The sequence below is a fragment of the Weissella sp. ESL1139 genome (assembly GCF_058506735.1).
In genome coordinates this window covers 917123-935258 of sequence record NZ_CP196375.1, presented here as the reverse complement: position 1 = coordinate 935258, position 18136 = coordinate 917123, and the positions used below count along the sequence as shown (strand labels likewise).

Below are 18136 nucleotides of genomic sequence, written 5' to 3'. Positions count from 1 at the left end.
ATATAGATGTTTTGTAGTACCTGCTTTTATTATGTTGGTTTAATAGATAATGTATTAAGGCGTAACAATTACGAATTGATCACCATTTTCGATATCACCATTACCCAGACGAGCAACATTCTTGAAGTCATTAGTGTTTGTAACTGCCATGATAACGGTTGTGTCATAGCCGGCAGCAGCAATCTTTTCAATATCAAAGCTACCTAATTTATCACCAACATTAATATGTTGACCTTGTTCAACGTTGGTAGTAAAGAACTCACCCTTTAGATTAACTGTATCAATACCTAAGTGAATAAGCACTTCAACACCATTATCACCTTTAATACCATAAGCATGCTTTGTTTCATAAACAACTGATAGTGTACCAGCAAGTGGTGAATAGATGTTACCATCAGTTGGAACGATTGCACCACCTTCACCCATTAACTTAGATGAAAAGACATCATCATTAACATCACTAAGGTCAGTTGCGACACCTGAAACGGGTGCCATCACAACTTTGTCAGTATCTTCAACGTTCGTTGCTGGAATTGTGTTAGTTGATTCAGATGCATTAGCACTGACTACTTGACCACCCACGCCGTCAAGCGCGTCCATTTTAGCACTGTTTTTCTTACCGTATAAGTAAGTTAGTGTAAAGGCAATGATAAATGAAACAACCTCACAAAGTAGATAGAATGGAATAGATGAAGCATCAATTGACAAGAAGCCAAGGAATCCGGCTGATCCCAAAGAAACAGCGACAACATGTAAGAATCCTGCCAATGCGGCAGCGACACCAGAACCAATTAAAGCACAGAAGAATGGGAACTTATATTTTAGATTAACTCCGAATAGGGCAGGCTCAGTAATTCCTAGCAAAGCTGAGACCGTTGCAGATGAGCTCAAACCTTTCATCTTCTTGTTCTTTGTCAAAGCAAATACACCAAATGTTGCAGCACCTTGTGCTACGTTGGCCATTGAAGCAACAACGAAAATGAAATCACCATAACCAGTATGGTTTTGTGTAAAGGCGGTAATTAACTGTGTTTCAATAGCTGGGAAACTTTGATGTAGTCCGGTTAGAACAATTGGTGAATAAAGCAAACCAAAAATACCCGTACCAACAAAGCCTAGTGCACCATAGATGTAAACAATACCATTAGTGATACCGTCAGAAAGCAACCGCATTACAGGACCAACAACGACGAAGGTTAAGAATCCTGTTACCATCAAAGAAATTAATGGTGTAAACGTAAAGTCAACGGCAGATGGTAACTTCTTGTGTAAGTATTTCTCAATAACAGACAAAATATAAACTGATGCTAGCACAGGAATTACTTGATAGTAGTAATTGTTTTGTGAAACAGCAAGTCCGAAAATGTCCCAAGAATGGTTAGCAACCAAATCAGGAGACACCATGATCATGGCTAGCGCAGCACCTAAGTATTGATTAGCACCAAATCGTTTAGCGGCTGAAATACCAACTAAGATTGGCATAAAAATAAATGGGGCAGCTGACATGACTTGAATCATGGCAGAAAGGCCTTTAATTGCTGGAACAGTTTCAACTAGGGCTTTCGGTCCAAATAATCCTTCCGAAGTTAGGAAGTTATTTAAGGCCATTAATAGACCACCCGCAACTAAGGCTGGGATGATTGGTACGAAAATATCTGATAATAGCTTAATAAATGCCATTATTGGATTAAATTTCTTATTGTCTTGTGCCAAGTCTTTTAGTTCATCAGTTGATACAGGTGAAACATTCGCAATTTGAATTAATTCATCATAAACATTATTAACGTCACCAGGTCCAATGATGATTTGATATTGACCATTTGTTTTAAATGTTCCTTTAACATCATCATTGTTATCTAATGCATCTTGGTTAATTTTATCCTCATCTTTAATAACTAAACGTAAACGTGTTGCACAATGGGCAGCAGCGGCAAAATTATCTTTACCGACGGCGTCGACAATTTCTTTTGCAACTTTCTTATGATCCATTTTTCTTACTCCTTAAAGATTTATGAAAACGTTTTCTTTATATGCTACATATATAGAATATCGTATTTTCAAAATATGTCAAACGTTTAGCAGAAATTTCTTACAGTTTTTGATAATCCTTTTTTAAAAGTACGTAGTTGCTATGTCAAACGTTTGACATTTAAAGCTAATTAAATTACTTTATAAGTGATAGTTTAAAAGAGATAGTTTACTGTCACTATAAAGGAGAATCTCAAAATGACATGGACTAGAGAACAACGATACCGTGAGTATACAAGTTATTCGGCAAAAACAATTAATGAATTAGAGGAGCAGGCAGCTACTTCTAGATTTAAACCTGGCTTTCATATTAGCCCAAAATCAGGGTTATTAAATGATCCCAATGGTTTTTCCTTTTTTAACGGTCAATGGCATATTTTTTATCAAGCTTTTCCATTTGGTGCCGTTCATGGTCTTAAATCATGGGTGCATTGTGTATCTGATGATTTGGTACATTGGGAGAATCTAGGTGTTGCATTGTTACCAGGCAATCAGTTTGATGCACAAGGGGCTTATTCTGGCTCAGCACAAGTGATTAATAACCAATTATTTATAATGTACACAGGTAATGTTCGTGATAAAGATTGGCATCGAACAAGTTATCAAAATGGTGCCTGGATGGATAAAGAAAACCATATCACTAAATTATCCAAGCCTTTAATTACGGAGCCTGACAATGTAACAGATCATTTTAGAGATCCGCAATTAATTAAGGCAAATGGTCAATATTATGCCTTAATTGGCGCCCAAGATAAACAAACATTACAAGGTGAAGTATTATTATATCAATCGAATGACTTAGAAAATTGGCATAATAAGGGGCCAGTTAAGCACAATCTAAGTGCTTTAGGATACATGGTTGAGTGTCCTAATTTAGTGACAGTTGATGGCCATAAGGTGCTCATTTTTTGTCCGCAAGGCTTGCCACAAGAAGTATTAAAGACGGAAAATATTTATCCGAATGTTTATGCAATCAGTGATGATTTTGACTTTGAAAATGGTGTTTTTAAGGCGCAAAATAACCAAATGTATCAACTGGATGATGGTTTTGATGTTTATGCAAGTCAAGCATTTAATGCACCAGATGGGCATGCTTATTTAATTAGTTGGGTAGGCTTACCTGAAATTGAATATCCAACTGATAAAGAGAACTGGGCGCACTGCTTAAGTATTGTAAAACAACTAAAAGTTGTAGATGGTGAGCTTTATCAAGTACCAGTTACTAATATGACTAGCTTGATCGATTACGAAAAAGAATTAACCGGTCATCAATCTGAATTAGTACAATCAGCTGGGCAACAATACGAAGTGCAGTTAGACATAGCTGCTAATCAAATGGGTAATTTATTACTAATAAGCGATGGGACCCCTGACCACGCGCTACAACTTAGGTTTAATACAAAGTCTAACAGTTATTTAGAAGTCGACCGTTCTCAAGTTGGTGAACGATTTGCGACTGAATATGGTGAACAACGTCAGATTTCATTAAATGATAATGAAGACCTGCATCTGGACATTTTTGTTGATCATTCAGTTTGTGAAATTTTCATTAATGGTGGCCAAAAAGTGATGACTTTACGTTATTTTGCACCTGAGAATCAAACCACAATTGCTTTTGCTGATGAACAGCAAATTAATTATTCAGGTCGTTATCTAGCACTTAAGAGTATGTAATGAATATTTTTTTGGTACAATAATGATAGAAGTTATTTCTGTGTAAAGGACGTATCATTGTGAAACCAAAACTATCAGATGTTGCTGAAGAAGCAGGTGTATCACCAACGACTGTATCACGAGTTATTAATAACCATGGTTACTTAAGTGAACAAACAAAACAAAAAGTGTTTGATGCGATGGAAAAGTTACAGTATCAACCTAACTCATTAGCGCGTTCGTTAAAGGGGAAAAAAACGAGAATAATCGGTCTTATCTTTCCGAGCATAACCAATCCTTTTTTTGCTGAATTAATTGAAAGTTTAGAAAAAAGATTGTTCGCAAAAGGATATAAAGTTATTCTTTGTAATTCAGCCGATGATGTTGAAAAAGAACGCGATTATTTAAGAATGCTGGCTGCTAACCAAGTGGACGGTATTATTACGGGTGCACATAATTTAGGTATTACAGAGTATCAGAACACTAATTTGCCAATCATTTCTTTTGATCGACACTATGTTGATAAAATGCCAACCATTAGTAGTGATAATTTACAAGGTGGTATTTTGGCTACCAAGACCTTGTATGAAGCTGGTGCACGTAATATTTACTTTATGGGAAATCCTAATCAAAAAGGTAATCCAACTGATAAACGGTTGCAGGGATATCGACAACAAATGGCAAAATTGGGATTAGAAAGTCATGTATTTCCGATATTTTTTGATGAAACCCCAATGATTAAACAAGCATCAATTAAAAGATTTCTGGAAAAAAGAGAGGCTGATGGCATTGTCTGTAGTGATGATTTAACGGCAATTCTTGTTTTACAAGTTGCTCAAATGCTTAATATTAAGGTACCTGACTCATTAAAAGTAATTGGTTATGATGGCACTAATTTTATTAGGACTTATTTTTCACATTTAACAACAATTGTGCAACCTTTAGATGATATTGTTACTATGTTAGTCGAAATGCTTATGCGACGCCTTAATAATTCGAATGAACAAATTGATGAAAGTGAATTTATCTTGCCTGTTTCTTTATATCAAGGCGTGACAGTATAAAATTAAATATGATATCTCGTCCAGTTGATGGTAAATCAACTGGGCGTTTTTTAATTAGATCGTATAAGTCAATTTTTTCTTTTTAATTATGCTAAAAAAGCCGTCAACTTATGTATTGTGTACATGTTAATTTATTATTGTGCCCAGTAGGTTGTGAAAATCAAAAAACCTGACTAGTTTGGAAACCCTAATAGAATAAGCGTTACTCATAACCTGACTAGTCGAGTGGCGTGAAAGCCGGTACATCAACATTGAAAGCGATTTCATAATCGGGTAGAATTAAATTGTCGAAAGGGGGAACATAGATGGATAAGTATAAAAAGATTTATCAAGATTTGCTACAAGATTTACATCATCAAGTATATGTACCTGGTGATTATCTACCAAGTGATGGTCAACTTGTTCTGCGTTATCAAGTATCGCGTGAAACGGTTCGTAAAGCAGTAAAAGCATTAGCTGATGATGGTTATGTGCAACGTTTACCGGGTAAAGGTTCTATTGTTTTAAATCACAAGCATTTCGTGTTCCCTGTTTCAACGCTTGAAAGTTATCGTGAAATGATGGCACAGGCTAACTTAGAAGTTCGTAATGATGTCATTTCTATAAAGTCTAATATTGAAGTACCTGAAATATTAACGTCAAAGGACTCCTCAATATTGGCAACTTTGGTCGAACGGCGGCGTGTAATCAATGAACCAACTGTTTTAGATTATGACTACGTTAATCAAGATATTGTGGCCGATATTCCATATGAAGCTGCTAAAAAATCATTATTTGATTATTTTGAGAACCAATTGGGATTACAAATTGATTATGCTGTTAAACGTATGACTGTTGAGAAAAGTGGGGTGCAAGATAGACAACTTTTACATATTGATGAGCATATGCCGATGGTCGTTATTCGTAGTGAAACACGACTAGCTGATAACCGAATATTATCATATACGGAATCACGGCATCGGGCTGATCGTTTTACTAGTGTTGAATTTGCTAGACGTCATAAATAGGAGGGTTTAATTAATGTTTGGATTTGGTAAGAAGAAAGAAGTTGCAAATGATGCTAATTTGTATGCGCCTGTGTCAGGTAATTTAATTGAAATAACTGACGTTTCTGATCCGGTTTTTGCCGGCAAGATGATGGGCGATGGTTTTGCAGTTGAACCTAGTGGTGGCGATATTGTTTCACCAGTTGCTGGTGAAGTAACGTTACAACAAGGACATGCTGTTGGTATGAAACGTGCTGATGGTTTAGAAATTTTAGTTCATATCGGTATTGATACAGTGTCTTTAAATGGCACCCCTTTTACACCAAAAGTAAAAGTTGGCGATATCGTATCAGGTGGTGATGTTTTATCTATTGTTGATTGGCAAAGCATTAAAGATGCGCAATTATCAACAACAACGATGGTATTAATTACCAATTCTGCAGATAAGTTAGAAAAATTAAAAGTAAATGTAGGCAGTGTTGCCGCTGGTGACCAAGTTGGTCAAGCGATTGCCATCGATTAGATAATGGAGGAAAAATAATGGCAAAACAAGATTATGATGCATTAGCAAAGGACATTATCACTGAAGTTGGTGGTAAAGAAAATGTTAATAAAGTTATTCACTGTATTACACGGTTACGATTTTATTTAAATGATGTTGATAAGGCCGATACAGCTGCTATTCAAGAGTTAGATGGCGTTGCAGGTGCAGTTTATAATTCACAACTTGGTCAATATCAAGTCGTTATTGGTCAAGCTGTAGAAGATGTTTATGACAAAGTTGTTGAGCAATTAGGGGATGATGTTGTCGATGAAGAAGCAACTGAAGCCGCAGTTGATGCAACTGGTGGTAATCAAGGTGGTAATAAAGAACCAAGAGGATTTTTCGGCACAATTAAGTATGGTTTCCAATTGTTAATTGGTACCATTACTGGTTCGATGATGCCAATCATTGGTCTATTGGCTGCTTCTGGAATTCTAAAAGGGTTCTTAACGCTATTTACGTTTAATTTGGGTTGGATTGATGAATCATCAACTACGTATCAAATTGTTAATACAATGGGTGATTCAACCTTCTACTTCCTACCAATTCTAGTCGGATATACTGCAGCTAAGCAGTTGAAATCTGATCCGATTATTGTTGCAGCAATTGCTGGTGTTTTAGTACATCCAACTATGGTTGATATAGGTGCTAAGACGTCTAAAAATTTCGTTGAATTCCTTGGTGTGACGATGAATGCAAACTTCTTTGGTTTGCCAATTCACATTCCATCATACACCTATTCAATTTTCCCAATTATTTTTGCTGCATGGTTGGCTCGACCAGTTGGAAATTGGTTTAAGAAAGTATTGCCGCTAAGTTTACGTTCAATTTTCCAACCACTATTTACACTATTTATTGTTTCAACAGTTGTCTTAGTCGTTGTTGGTCCTGTGATTACTTTGATTTCATCAGGATTAGCAGCATTCATTAATTGGATTGTAACGCTAAATCAAGCAATTGCTGGTGCTATTATCGGTGGACTATATCAAGTACTAGTTATTTTCGGTTTGCACTGGATGATTGTGCCACTTATTTCTAATGATATTGCACAAACAGGACACTCAGTATTGAATGGATTAATTAACTTTACAATGATCGCGCAAGGTGCTGGTGCATTAGGTGTTTGGGCTAAGTCAAAGATTACAAATGTTAAGAGTTTAGCTATGGCTGGAGCTCTTTCAGGATTTGCTGGTGTTACTGAACCCGCAATGTATGGTATTAATCTAAAGTACGGACGTGTATTCTGGATGGCCAATATTGGTGGTGCCGTTGGTGGTTTGATTGCAGGAATTTTCAAGGTCGATATGTTCGGCTTTACTGGTTCATGGATTGGTTTCCCTTCATTCTTTTCAAAGACAAACCCTAATAATATCTGGTACTTCTTGCTTGCTGCGGTTGTTACAACGGTTGTATCATTTGTGGCTGTTTACTTCTGGGGCTTTAAAGACTCTGATGTTGAAAATGCTAAGCAAGCTGAAAAGAAGAATGTTTTCAAGGATGCCGTTAACGATTAATTCAAACGAGAGGACAACTTAATGAATCCAAACGATTGGCAATTAAAATATAACAACGTAACAACAGAATCACGGTCATACGGTGAAGAATCACTATTGACGTTAGGTAATGGATACCTAGGTTGGCGTGGCGCACCAGTGATGACATCATATAGTGATGATCATTATCCAGGATTGTATGTTGCTGGTGTTTTTAATCAAACAACAACGCCAGTAGCAGGTCGTGATGTCGTCAATGAGGATTTGGTAAACTTACCAAATCCACAGCTGATTAAAATATTTGTAGATGATGAATTGGTGGTATTCAATCCCATTACTCGTGAATCAATCCTACATTTTGATACTGGAAGTTTAACTGAAGAGTTTATTTTACCAACAGCTAAGGGTAATTTAACTCTTAAAACCGTAAAAGTGGTTAATCCATATAAAATGCATCAAATTGGTGTCAATATATCAATTAGTGGTGATTTCACAGCTAATGTGAAAGTACAAGCGATTATTGATGGATCGGTTGAAAATAAGAATGTTAAACGTTACCGTGATTTTGATTCAAAAGAGTTTGAGGTAATTGCTTTAATTAAAGATAAATTGGTTGCCCAAACAAGACAATCTAATATTAAATTGGTTGTTGGTGCTAAAACAAGTAGTAATGATGCAGACTTTGTGACATTAACGGATAATCAACAAGTTATTGCGAGTGCTGAATTTTCATTAACACCAACACACACTATTCAAATTGATCGTGTAATAGGAATTGCAACGAGTTATGAAGAAGATGGTCCTGAGCAAGTTGTTGATCAACAATTAACAACGACATTTAGTAATATTCAAGCGGATTCGCAAAAGTATTGGCAAGATGTATGGTCACACGCTGACATAGTTTTGGACAGTGATGATCCAGATATGCAACGAATGATTCGAATGAATGTTTTCCACATGTATCAATCAGCACAACATAATGCTAATCAATATCTAGATGCTTCAGTTGGTTCACGTGGCCTAACTGGTGAAGGTTATCGTGGTCATATTTTCTGGGATGAGATATTTGTCATACCATATTTGGCAGCTAACGAACCTGAAACTGCACGTGACATTTTAAAGTATCGTCTTAATCGTTTACATGGTGCACAGTTAAATGCCCAATCAGAAGGTGAAGCTGGCGCTATGTATCCATGGCAATCAGGTATGTATGGGGATGAACAAGCACAAGTTATTCATTTGAACACAGTGAATAATGAGTGGAATTCAGATAATTCGCGATTGCAACGACACGTTTCATTAGCTATTGTTTATAATCTATGGATTTACGTACAATTAACTGGTGACGAAAGTATTCTTGCAGAAGGTGGCTTAGACGTTGTGGTAGAGACTTCAAAGTTTTGGCTTAACAAAGCTACTTTAGAAGAGGATGGTCGCTATCATATTGCAGGAGTTATGGGACCAGATGAGTTCCACGAAGCTTATCCCGATGCCGAAAATGGTGGTATCAAAGATAATGCATATACTAACCTAATGTTGACTTGGTCACTAAATTGGTTGCAAGCGTTAGGTGCAAATGAAAAATTACCAAACATTGATCAAACATTGTTAGCTAAAGCAGCGGAAGTTTCACACAAATTGGCATTAGAAATTAATGATGAGGGTGTTATTGCTCAATATGCAGGTTACTTTAATTTGAAGCCTGTTGATTTTGAAGCTTATCGTGCTAAATATGAGGATATTCATCGTATTGATCGCTTGATGAAGGCTGAAGGTTTGTCACCAGATGATTATCAAGTCGCAAAACAAGCTGATTTCCTAATGTTAATTTACAATTTAGGAGCAACGCATGTTCTGAAATTAATTGAACAATTAGGATACACAGTACCTCAAAATTGGTTGCAGATTAACAAAGATTACTATCTTGCTAGAACTGTTCATGGTTCGACGACTTCACGACCTGTTTTTGCCGGTATTGATATTACCCTTAATAACAAGGAAGAAGCTTTAGAATACCTAACGACAGCTATTGGATCTGATTATTATGATATTCAAGGTGGTACAACGGCAGAAGGTATTCACATTGGTGTGATGGGTGAAACTCTTGAAGTCATCCAAAACGAATTTGGTGGTGTGTCATTACGTGATGGTGCGGTTGTGATTAAGCCTGATTTACCAACGAGTTGGCATCGTTTAGCGTTTAAACAACAATTCAAATCTGGCTTACTTACACTAGATATAGTACCTGGTAAAGTAACGATTTCAGCGGATTGTGAAATGGATGTTATCGTTTATAATCAAACATTGCATCTACAACCTAATCAACAACAAGTCATTGAGGAGGCGTAATTACAGATGAGTGATTTTAGTACAATTAAAGGTTTTGCGTTTGACATGGATGGTGTGCTAGCTGACACAGCTAAGTTTCACACGATTGCTTGGCATCAAATTGCGGATGAAGTTGGGACAACATGGACACCTGAATTAGCCGAAAATCTAAAGGGTATCGATCGTATGGGTAGTTTGGCACTAATTATTTCAGCAGGAGGCTTTGATGATGAATACGATCAAGCCGCTCGTGAAGCGTTAGCAACAAAAAAGAATACCCAATATCGTGAGCTAATTTCAACGTTAACACCGGACGATATTTTGCCTGGTATGTCTGAATTTTTAGCCGAACTAAAACAAAATGGTTATCAAATGAGTGTTGCTTCAGCATCAAAGAATGCACCATTCATTATTGAAAGACTTGGATTGACCGATTATTTTGAAGCAGTAGTTGATCCGGCATCAGTGACAGCAGGTAAGCCGAATCCTGCAATCTTTGCTGCAGCTGCTAAAGTTTTGAATTTAAATCCTGAACAGGTTATTGGAATAGAAGATTCAGCAGCTGGTATAAAGAGTATTAACGGTTCTGGTGAGACCAGTATTGGTGTTGGTAGCAAGGATGTTCTGGCAGAAGCAGACATTAACTTTGCAACAACGGCAGATGTTACTTTGTCAGCAATTAAAGAGGCTTGGCATTAATATATAAAGATCAAATAGTTAGAAATGAGGATGGTATTCCGGTATTTCTGACTATTTTTTTATTAATATAGTGAAAATATCATTATACTGATTATATTAAATTAACCCTTGCATATTATTTAAATGCGTTTATTATAAAAGGCGAGTATTATTTTATCTCTAGGAGGATATAAACGGGAAAATGAACAGCGAAACCGATAAATCTAGTGATAGACGGCGCTTTATTGATTCAAATAGACGAGTTAGAATTGTAAGAATAATAAGTGAATTGGCAACAATTATGTGTGTGCTAATGTATGTATCTTATATTTCTGAAATTCAAAGTAATTTATCCGGGAACCCAGTACCACTAAGTCAACCATTAACAATGATGCTTGATGCTGTGTTATGGACCGGGTATGGATGGCTTAAACGTTACCGTGATTGGCCACTAATTATTTCAAATGTACCAGGTATATTTTTTGGTATTATAACTATTTTTACAATATACGTTCATTAAATTTAAATGTAAAGGTTATGAAACATCCGATGATTAATATATCATCGGGTGTTTTTTATTTAGATATTCAAAAGATTGTCATCGATTGTGTAAACGTTTACAATTAAATTAACACAATATTTATACATTGATGGAGGAAATATAATGGTATTAACAGATTATCTTTCAGGATTACAACACGTGGGAATTCCAGCATCTTCGTTAGCTGAATCAGAAGCATTTTGGACAAAATTAGGATTTAAAAAAATCGGTGATTTTCCAGTTGGCAATGTGATCTTTATGCAGCGTGAAAATTTAGTAATTGAGTCATGGACTGGGGATGAAATTGTCGGTAAACCAGGTGCGATAAATCATATCTCTTTGGATGTCACAGATGCAGCTAAATCTTTATCTGAAGCTAAAAAAGAAGGCTTTGATTTAATTGATACTGAGGTACAAACACGTCCATTCTGGGAAAAGGGAATTAAGTTTTTCAATGTGCAAGGGCCTGATGGCGTCATTGTGGAGTTCTGTGAAATTGTTAAATAGATAAATTTAACACAACAAATTAAAAGCGGAAGTATCAGTTATTTTGATACTTCCGCTTTTTATAACATTTAATCTAATTTATTAGGTATTAATACAATTGGTTCTTTTGAATTAACAGGAGCTTCTGTTGCTACCTCTGCCTGTTCTTGTTTTTCTTGTTCAGTTTTTAGAACATCAAAATAACCAGCCAAAGTTAGTGCCATATAAGGTGCTGTATAAAAACTAGCCAAACCAAGTGTAACCATAGAAAGTAATATCCACCAGAAAAAACTTAGTTGCATGACGAATAGTTCCCAACGACGACCGCGCATTAGCTTACGTGATTCAGCAATTAGTTGGAATCCCTTTAATGAAGGATTATCGTATCCAACGAAAGGTACGATAATGTATTTATACCATTTCATAATACCGACCACAAAGAAGCCAATCATCAAAATAAGACCAAATACTAATAGTACGTAGGCAAATGCTGGTGGCTCCATATAATTTAAACTGGCAATAATCATGAATAGGAACGATGTTTGTGTTAGTATGTCTCCAATAATTACAAGGACAATCCAACCAATTGTGAAAATGAATAACATCCAGACGCTTAACCAAATGGTTCTTTGCCAAGGTTGCTTTAAATAGGTTTTAAACCAAGATTTTGTTGGCTGTGCTACTTCTTCATCTGATTGCATTTGTTTCAATGATTGAAACGATTGCACATAAGTTGCATAAATGGTTAATATTAATCCAATAATAATTGCCATAAGCAAGAAAATGAAACTAGCTGTGCTACGAGAACCATCAGACATGTAGGAAATAAAAAACTGTAAATAAGCCAAGATTAGTATAGGGGCTTCTAAGGCAATGTTGCCCCATATGTCTCGGTGTAGGGCTGATTTAGCTTGCTTTTTAATCTGTTTACGAACAGATTTTCTATCATAAGCTGTATCCATCTGTACTGCCTCCTCATATATTTATATTATTAGCTTAACATATTAATCATGATCATCTAACATATTTAGTACTAAATATAGGAAAAATTATATTTAATATAACCGTATTTATTTATGGACATTGTCAAATTATTTTAATAAAAAATAATACAAATAATTAATAAAAGATATATTTAGTGAAATTATATGATTTTAATACTTAAAAAATTACGGTTTACAATTTTAAAAGTTTAAACTAAAATGATGAAAAATTGATATTTATTAAAATTTGATGAATATATTCTAATTTAAGGAGATCATGATTCATATGGAAAATAATGAGAAATCCGAAGTATTTGATGATTATTCTACTAGTAGAATACCTATGAATAAACGTGATCCGATGTGGAAAGTTTTAATGGTTCAAATTGGTGGTTTCGTTGCTCTAAGTCAATTTATGCTAGGAGCGGAATTGGGATTTGGTATGACTTTTCGAGATGCTGTTTTATCCACGGTGCTTGGTAGTGTTGTTCTGCAATTTATTGGTTTTGGCCTTGGTTTAGCTGGTCAACGTGAAGGATTAGCGACAAGTTTACTTTCTAAATGGGCAGGATTTGGTACAATCGGCTCGGCAGTTGTTGGATTAGCCTTTGCAGTAAGTTTGATAGGTTGGTTTGGTATTCAGAATTCAGTGTTTGCACAAGGGATTGTGTCGTTATTACCGGGTAATCCTAATTATAAATTAATTGCTACAATCACAGGTTTGGTTGTTACTTTCTCGGTAATATTTGGATTTAAAGGATTAAGTTGGACTACTAATATTTCTGTACCTGCCTTTGTTATTGTGATGGGGATTGCTACATATAATATGTTGCAAGGACACACTTTAACTGGGTTGGTTACAATGGCTGCACCAGGTGCCACCATGTCATTGAGCGCTGGTATTACAATGGTGACAGGTAACTTTATTGTTGGTGCCATTATAATGCCTGATATGACACGGCGAACTAAAAATGGTATTGATGTTTTTTGGGTTTCAGTCATTGGAACAATTATTGGTGAATTAGGTGTGAATGTTATTGGAATTTTAATGGTCCATGCTGTTGGAACATCAGATATTATGCCGATTATTTATCAATTGTCAGGTGTTTTGGGTATCTTATTAGTCATTTTATCAACAGTTAAAGTTAATGACGTTAATCTTTATTCTGCAAGTTTGGATATCGTGAACTTCTTTAAACAAGTTTTTCACGTGAATTTTAATCGTGCTTGGATCACCATCGTTGCTGGTTGTATTGGAACCTTTTTATCAGTTATCGGCTTGATCGATAAGTTTTCATCTTTTCTAACCGTGTTAGGAGCTGTTTTCCCACCAGTAGCATCAATTATGTTTGTTGATTATTGGATTTTAAAGCGAAGCAGAAAAGAATTAGATCAGAGTAGAAAAGCTGGTGAGTTGCCTAGTGATACTGATAAATTTCCGGTTGTCACGATAATATCGTGGATAGCAAGTGTTGTTTTGGGTTACGTCATTGATTGGGGAATCCAATCAATTAATGTTTTAATAATGGCAGCAGTATTTTATTTTGTCGGTATGAAATTATTTGATAAAAAGGCTTCAAAAAATACTAATGCATAAAAAAGAAGGGGAGAAAATATAAATGAGTCGTCAAATTGGTGTCAAAGAAATCAAACAAATTGCAATTGGTGCAGCCTTACTAGGATCAGGTGGAGGTGGCAATCCATATATTGGGAAGATGATGGCTATTTCTGCTGTGAAAGAACATGGTCCGGTGACATTACTATCACCTGATGAAGTACCAGACGAGGCTTTTTTTGTTTCTGCATCAATGATTGGTGCACCTGCTGTTGCGATGGAAAAGTTTCCAAATGGTAGTGAATTTGAACGTTCATTTTCAATGTTTGAACAATATGCTGGTAAAAAAATTTATGGCACTTTTCCAGTAGAAGCTGGTGGTATTAATTCAATGATGCCGATTGTAGCTGCAGCTAAGATGGGATTACCTGTATTGGATGTTGATGGTATGGGACGAGCATTTCCAGAGTTACAGATGTCTACTTTTGTTTTAGCTGGTCATCCAGTAACACCAATGGTACTAACTGATGAACGTGGTAATACATCATTAGTGAATACTGTGGATTCTGTATGGGCTGAAAAAATTGGTCGAAATATTACCGTACAGATGGGAGCATCTTCTACAAGTGCTAGTGATGGCATGACTGCTAAAGAATTAGGAGAAGCTGGTGTTGTTAATATCATGACTTTCTGTCAAGAAATTGGCGAATTGATTCAAAATGCTAATGATTTTAGCTCTATTGATGAAGCGTTAAAAACGTTGCTATCTTTGACTAAGGGTTATCGTTTGATGAGTGGTAAAATCGTTGACATTTCCCATGTCACTGAAGGTGGTTTTAATTATGGAACAACAACTATTCAAGGTTTAGGTGAAGATGCTGATGAGACAGGTAAAATTTCATTCCAGAACGAAAACATTATTATGAAAGTTGATGATTATGTTTTAGCAACAGCACCCGATTTAATAATGATGATTGATGCTGATACTTTACAACCTGTTACTAATGAGGAAGCTCGTTATGGTAAGCGTGTTCATGTCGTTGGTTTACCTGCCAATGAAAAATGGCGAACTAAAGATGGCATTGATTTGGTAGGGCCACGTTATTTCAAATATGATGTCGATTATGTACCAATTGAAGAGCGATATGCCAATTACCAAGAACAGAAAGGATCGGTGCAATAATTAATGTATAAATTAGGGATTGATGTTGGTGGTACCAATACGGATGCTGCTATTTTAAATGAAAAATTGGATGTTATTGCTTATACAAAAACGCATACAACTGATGATATTCAAGAAGGTATTGGTACAGCTATCCATACCGTTATTGAAGATAGTCAAGTAGATCCTACTAAAATCAGTCAAGCAATGCTAGGGACTACACAAGCTACGAATGCGATTGTCGAAAGAAAAAATCTGGGTCAGGTTGGTGTCTTAAGAATTGGGTATCCTGCAACTGCTTCAATAATACCGTATACCGAATGGCCAGAGGATATTGTTCAAACTTTGTCTGGTACTTATGCTTTGGTACATGGTGGTTATGAGTTCAACGGTGACATTCTATCACCATTTAATGAGGATGAAGTTCGTGAAGTGTTAAAAGATTGGCAAGGCAAAGTTGATGGCATTGCTGTTGTTGGTGTATTTTCTTCAATTAATGATGATCAAGAACAAAAAGTTATTGATTTCATTCAGGAAATTTATGGTCAAGATTTTCCGGTTTCAAAGTCAGCGGAAATTGGATCAGTTGGCTTGATTGGACGTGAAAATGCTACTATTTTAAATACAGCATTATTTAAAGTGATTAAAAAGGTGACAACTGGCTTTGCAAAGGCGTTATTGTCAGAGAATATTGCAGATGCCAATAAGTATTTATGTCAAAATGATGGGACATTGATGGCTCTAGACTACGCTGAACAGTATCCTATTCTTACAATTGGTAGTGGGCCAACAAATAGTATTAGAGGAGCTGCTTATCTTTCTAATCAAAAGAATGCGTTAGTACTGGATATTGGTGGTACAACATCGGATATTGGTGCGTTAGTTAATGGCTTCCCTCGAGAATCATCTAAGGCAGTTGTAGTTGGTGGTGTTGAAACTAATTTTAGAATGCCCGATATTTTCTCAGTTGGTATTGGTGGTGGTAGTATTGTTCATCAACATGAAGATGGGTCGATAACGGTTGGACCAGATAGTGTTGGTTACCAAATTACAGAAAAAGCTAAAGTGTTTGGTGGTAACGTAACAACTGCAACAGATATTGCAGTTCGCCTAGGTATGGCAGAAGTTGGTGATGCTAGTTTAGTATCTGATATAACGAAAGAAGATGCTGAAAAGGCAGTGAATTTTATTAAACTCACTATCGAAGATGGTATTGATCAAATGAAGACAAGTTCTGAAGATGTTAATCTTATTCTTGTGGGTGGTGGATCAATTATTTCGCCTAAAGATTTAGAGGGAGTTGCTCATACACACACAAATGAATTCGGTGGTGTCGCAAACGCAATCGGTGCTACGATTGCTCAAATAGGTGGCGAGTTCGAAAAGATGTATCAGTATGTTGAAATTCCAAGAAAAGAAGCTTTGGATGATGCTACTAAACTTGCCTCAGAACGTGCGGTTAGTGCTGGCGCATTGTCGGATACGTTAGAGGTCGTGGAGGTTTCAGAGGTTCCATTATCTTATGCTCCAGGAGATACGACAAAGGTTAAAGTAAAAGTTGTGGGCGATGCACAGGTGTTAAATTAGTTGCACAAAGTCAAATTGGGTTGAGAGAGTTTCTATCTTCTCAACCTAATTTTTGTGTATGAAATAATTTTAAAATGTATTTCTTCGTATTTATAAATTATCATACGGTAGAATTTATAACAATCGGAGAAATACAATGAGACGACATTATAAAATTTACGTATTCATAATATTATGTTTGGCTTGCATTTCTGTGATTAGTTTCGTTTTTTATCGTCATAATCAAAAAGGAAAAGTATGAACAGGTTATAAATGACTTTTTTGAAATAAATCAAAAAGTGTAAAAAACGCCACAAGAGGTCCAAAAATACATTAAAAATGCAACACAAGGTAATTCGGATATTGCTATTTCTGCTAAACCACATACTAAAAATCAATATTATATCAAGCTTCGTGAAGTTGGTATTGATGATAAAACACCATTACTTGCAAATTCAAAAGGACAGCTACAAAATAGAACAGTTATTGTGCCAGAATATGATAGTACAAAAATAAAGTATCGTTCATATACAAGTTATTATTTAATGAATGAAAGTGGTCATAATCCTCAGCTAATATTGATTAGTAAAAACACCTTAAGACATAAAAGTGGGAAACAGTTATTAAAATCTAACACTTTAACGTCAAAAAAGCGAAAAAACCAATTAATGTTGTCTATAAATTTAATATAGAACAATTGCATAATAATAAGAAATTGTACTATGCTGCCATTATTTATTATGGGATAAACAGGACATCAATTGAGCGCTGGCAAGAGCTTTCTGACAAATCAGTTGGTTGGCAAATTGATGATTTGGCCGATGGTCGTAAATTGGTTTGGCCGAATAAAGATATTACGGATGCAGAAAAAAACTTACCACCTAACTATTTTAAAATTAATCAAAATGGTGTTGATTTTCGCAGTTTTATTATCCATTCAAACGGTGATGAAATGAACCAATACGTCAATAATGAACAATTGTTAAGTTATATTAACCAAAAGGCTAATAGAATCAAGCAAGTTAATGTTATGTTAAATCAAATTAAGGTGAATTAATAAAATAAATCA

Annotated in this window: 15 protein-coding genes; 13 read left to right on the top strand and 2 right to left on the bottom strand. The window is 35.6% G+C overall.

The window, feature by feature from the left end:
• Nucleotides 1-54: 54 nt before the first annotated feature.
• Complete coding sequence (locus ACSYSF_RS04485; RefSeq protein WP_489868341.1) at nucleotides 55-1989, bottom strand: sucrose-specific PTS transporter subunit IIBC; 1935 nt, start codon at nucleotides 1987-1989, stop codon at nucleotides 55-57.
• A 237-nt stretch (nucleotides 1990-2226) separates the two neighbouring features.
• On the opposite strand from ACSYSF_RS04485, the gene ACSYSF_RS04480 reads away from it, so the two are divergent.
• From ACSYSF_RS04480 to ACSYSF_RS04440, 9 genes are all read left to right on the top strand, one after another.
• Nucleotides 2227-3702, top strand: a complete 1476-nt coding sequence (locus tag ACSYSF_RS04480; RefSeq protein WP_489868340.1) for a sucrose-6-phosphate hydrolase — start codon at nucleotides 2227-2229, stop codon at nucleotides 3700-3702.
• A gap of 59 nt (nucleotides 3703-3761) precedes the next feature.
• Nucleotides 3762-4745 (top strand): LacI family DNA-binding transcriptional regulator, encoded by a 984-nt coding sequence (locus ACSYSF_RS04475; protein WP_489868339.1) that lies wholly within the window; start codon nucleotides 3762-3764, stop codon nucleotides 4743-4745.
• A gap of 305 nt (nucleotides 4746-5050) precedes the next feature.
• Nucleotides 5051-5752 (top strand): trehalose operon repressor, encoded by a 702-nt coding sequence (gene treR / locus ACSYSF_RS04470; RefSeq protein ID WP_489868338.1) that lies wholly within the window; start codon nucleotides 5051-5053, stop codon nucleotides 5750-5752.
• A gap of 13 nt (nucleotides 5753-5765) precedes the next feature.
• Nucleotides 5766-6254: a PTS sugar transporter subunit IIA gene (locus tag ACSYSF_RS04465; RefSeq protein ID WP_489868337.1), complete on the top strand. Its 489-nt coding sequence runs from the start codon at nucleotides 5766-5768 to the stop codon at nucleotides 6252-6254.
• A 17-nt stretch (nucleotides 6255-6271) separates the two neighbouring features.
• Nucleotides 6272-7789, top strand: coding sequence for a PTS transporter subunit EIIC (locus ACSYSF_RS04460; RefSeq protein ID WP_489868336.1), 1518 nt, complete (start codon nucleotides 6272-6274; stop codon nucleotides 7787-7789).
• Nucleotides 7790-7810: 21 nt separating this feature from the next.
• On the top strand, nucleotides 7811-10117 hold the full coding sequence (locus tag ACSYSF_RS04455) for a glycoside hydrolase family 65 protein (protein WP_489868335.1): 2307 nt from the start codon (nucleotides 7811-7813) through the stop codon (nucleotides 10115-10117).
• Nucleotides 10118-10123: 6 nt separating this feature from the next.
• A complete protein-coding gene (gene pgmB / locus ACSYSF_RS04450) occupies nucleotides 10124-10795 on the top strand; it encodes a beta-phosphoglucomutase (RefSeq protein ID WP_489868334.1) in 672 nt (223 codons plus the stop codon).
• A 181-nt stretch (nucleotides 10796-10976) separates the two neighbouring features.
• A complete protein-coding gene (locus tag ACSYSF_RS04445; RefSeq protein ID WP_489868333.1) occupies nucleotides 10977-11294 on the top strand; it encodes a SemiSWEET family transporter in 318 nt (105 codons plus the stop codon).
• Between the two features lie 144 nt (nucleotides 11295-11438).
• Entirely contained in the window at nucleotides 11439-11822 is a 384-nt protein-coding gene (locus tag ACSYSF_RS04440; RefSeq protein WP_489868332.1) for a VOC family protein, read from the top strand.
• Between the two features lie 68 nt (nucleotides 11823-11890).
• Here the strand turns inward: ACSYSF_RS04440 and ACSYSF_RS04435 are convergent, their stop codons facing one another.
• The gene (locus tag ACSYSF_RS04435) at nucleotides 11891-12763 is read right to left on the bottom strand and encodes a DUF975 family protein (protein WP_489868331.1); all 873 of its coding nucleotides are present in this window, start codon (nucleotides 12761-12763) and stop codon (nucleotides 11891-11893) included.
• A 307-nt stretch (nucleotides 12764-13070) separates the two neighbouring features.
• Here ACSYSF_RS04435 and ACSYSF_RS04430 point away from each other — a divergent pair, with 307 nt between their 5' ends.
• The 4 genes from ACSYSF_RS04430 (at nucleotide 13071) to ACSYSF_RS04415 (ending at nucleotide 18124) form a co-directional block, all read left to right on the top strand.
• Nucleotides 13071-14381 carry a purine-cytosine permease family protein gene (locus ACSYSF_RS04430; RefSeq protein WP_489868330.1) on the top strand — a complete coding sequence of 437 codons (1311 nt, stop codon included), beginning with the start codon at nucleotides 13071-13073 and terminating at the stop codon, nucleotides 14379-14381.
• Between the two features lie 22 nt (nucleotides 14382-14403).
• Nucleotides 14404-15522 carry an S-methyl thiohydantoin desulfurase family protein gene (locus ACSYSF_RS04425; RefSeq protein ID WP_489868329.1) on the top strand — a complete coding sequence of 373 codons (1119 nt, stop codon included), beginning with the start codon at nucleotides 14404-14406 and terminating at the stop codon, nucleotides 15520-15522.
• A gap of 3 nt (nucleotides 15523-15525) precedes the next feature.
• Complete coding sequence (locus ACSYSF_RS04420; protein WP_489868328.1) at nucleotides 15526-17088, top strand: hydantoinase/oxoprolinase N-terminal domain-containing protein; 1563 nt, start codon at nucleotides 15526-15528, stop codon at nucleotides 17086-17088.
• A 676-nt stretch (nucleotides 17089-17764) separates the two neighbouring features.
• Nucleotides 17765-18124 (top strand): hypothetical protein, encoded by a 360-nt coding sequence (locus ACSYSF_RS04415; protein ID WP_489868327.1) that lies wholly within the window; start codon nucleotides 17765-17767, stop codon nucleotides 18122-18124.
• Nucleotides 18125-18136: the final 12 nt, after the last annotated feature.

What these genes read in the sequence shown, in the direction of transcription:
- ACSYSF_RS04425 (WP_489868329.1), top strand. Translation starts at nt 14,404, where the DNA reads ATGAGTCGTCAAATTGGTGTCAAAGAAATCAAACAAATTGCAATTGGT.
- ACSYSF_RS04465 (WP_489868337.1), top strand. Translation starts at nt 5,766, where the DNA reads ATGTTTGGATTTGGTAAGAAGAAAGAAGTTGCAAATGATGCTAATTTG.
- ACSYSF_RS04485 (WP_489868341.1), bottom strand. Translation starts at nt 1,989, where the DNA reads ATGGATCATAAGAAAGTTGCAAAAGAAATTGTCGACGCCGTCGGTAAA.
- ACSYSF_RS04480 (WP_489868340.1), top strand. Translation starts at nt 2,227, where the DNA reads ATGACATGGACTAGAGAACAACGATACCGTGAGTATACAAGTTATTCG.
- ACSYSF_RS04420 (WP_489868328.1), top strand. Translation starts at nt 15,526, where the DNA reads ATGTATAAATTAGGGATTGATGTTGGTGGTACCAATACGGATGCTGCT.
- pgmB (WP_489868334.1), top strand. Translation starts at nt 10,124, where the DNA reads ATGAGTGATTTTAGTACAATTAAAGGTTTTGCGTTTGACATGGATGGT.
- ACSYSF_RS04445 (WP_489868333.1), top strand. Translation starts at nt 10,977, where the DNA reads ATGAACAGCGAAACCGATAAATCTAGTGATAGACGGCGCTTTATTGAT.
- ACSYSF_RS04430 (WP_489868330.1), top strand. Translation starts at nt 13,071, where the DNA reads ATGGAAAATAATGAGAAATCCGAAGTATTTGATGATTATTCTACTAGT.
- ACSYSF_RS04455 (WP_489868335.1), top strand. Translation starts at nt 7,811, where the DNA reads ATGAATCCAAACGATTGGCAATTAAAATATAACAACGTAACAACAGAA.
- ACSYSF_RS04435 (WP_489868331.1), bottom strand. Translation starts at nt 12,763, where the DNA reads ATGGATACAGCTTATGATAGAAAATCTGTTCGTAAACAGATTAAAAAG.
- treR (WP_489868338.1), top strand. Translation starts at nt 5,051, where the DNA reads ATGGATAAGTATAAAAAGATTTATCAAGATTTGCTACAAGATTTACAT.
- ACSYSF_RS04460 (WP_489868336.1), top strand. Translation starts at nt 6,272, where the DNA reads ATGGCAAAACAAGATTATGATGCATTAGCAAAGGACATTATCACTGAA.
- ACSYSF_RS04440 (WP_489868332.1), top strand. Translation starts at nt 11,439, where the DNA reads ATGGTATTAACAGATTATCTTTCAGGATTACAACACGTGGGAATTCCA.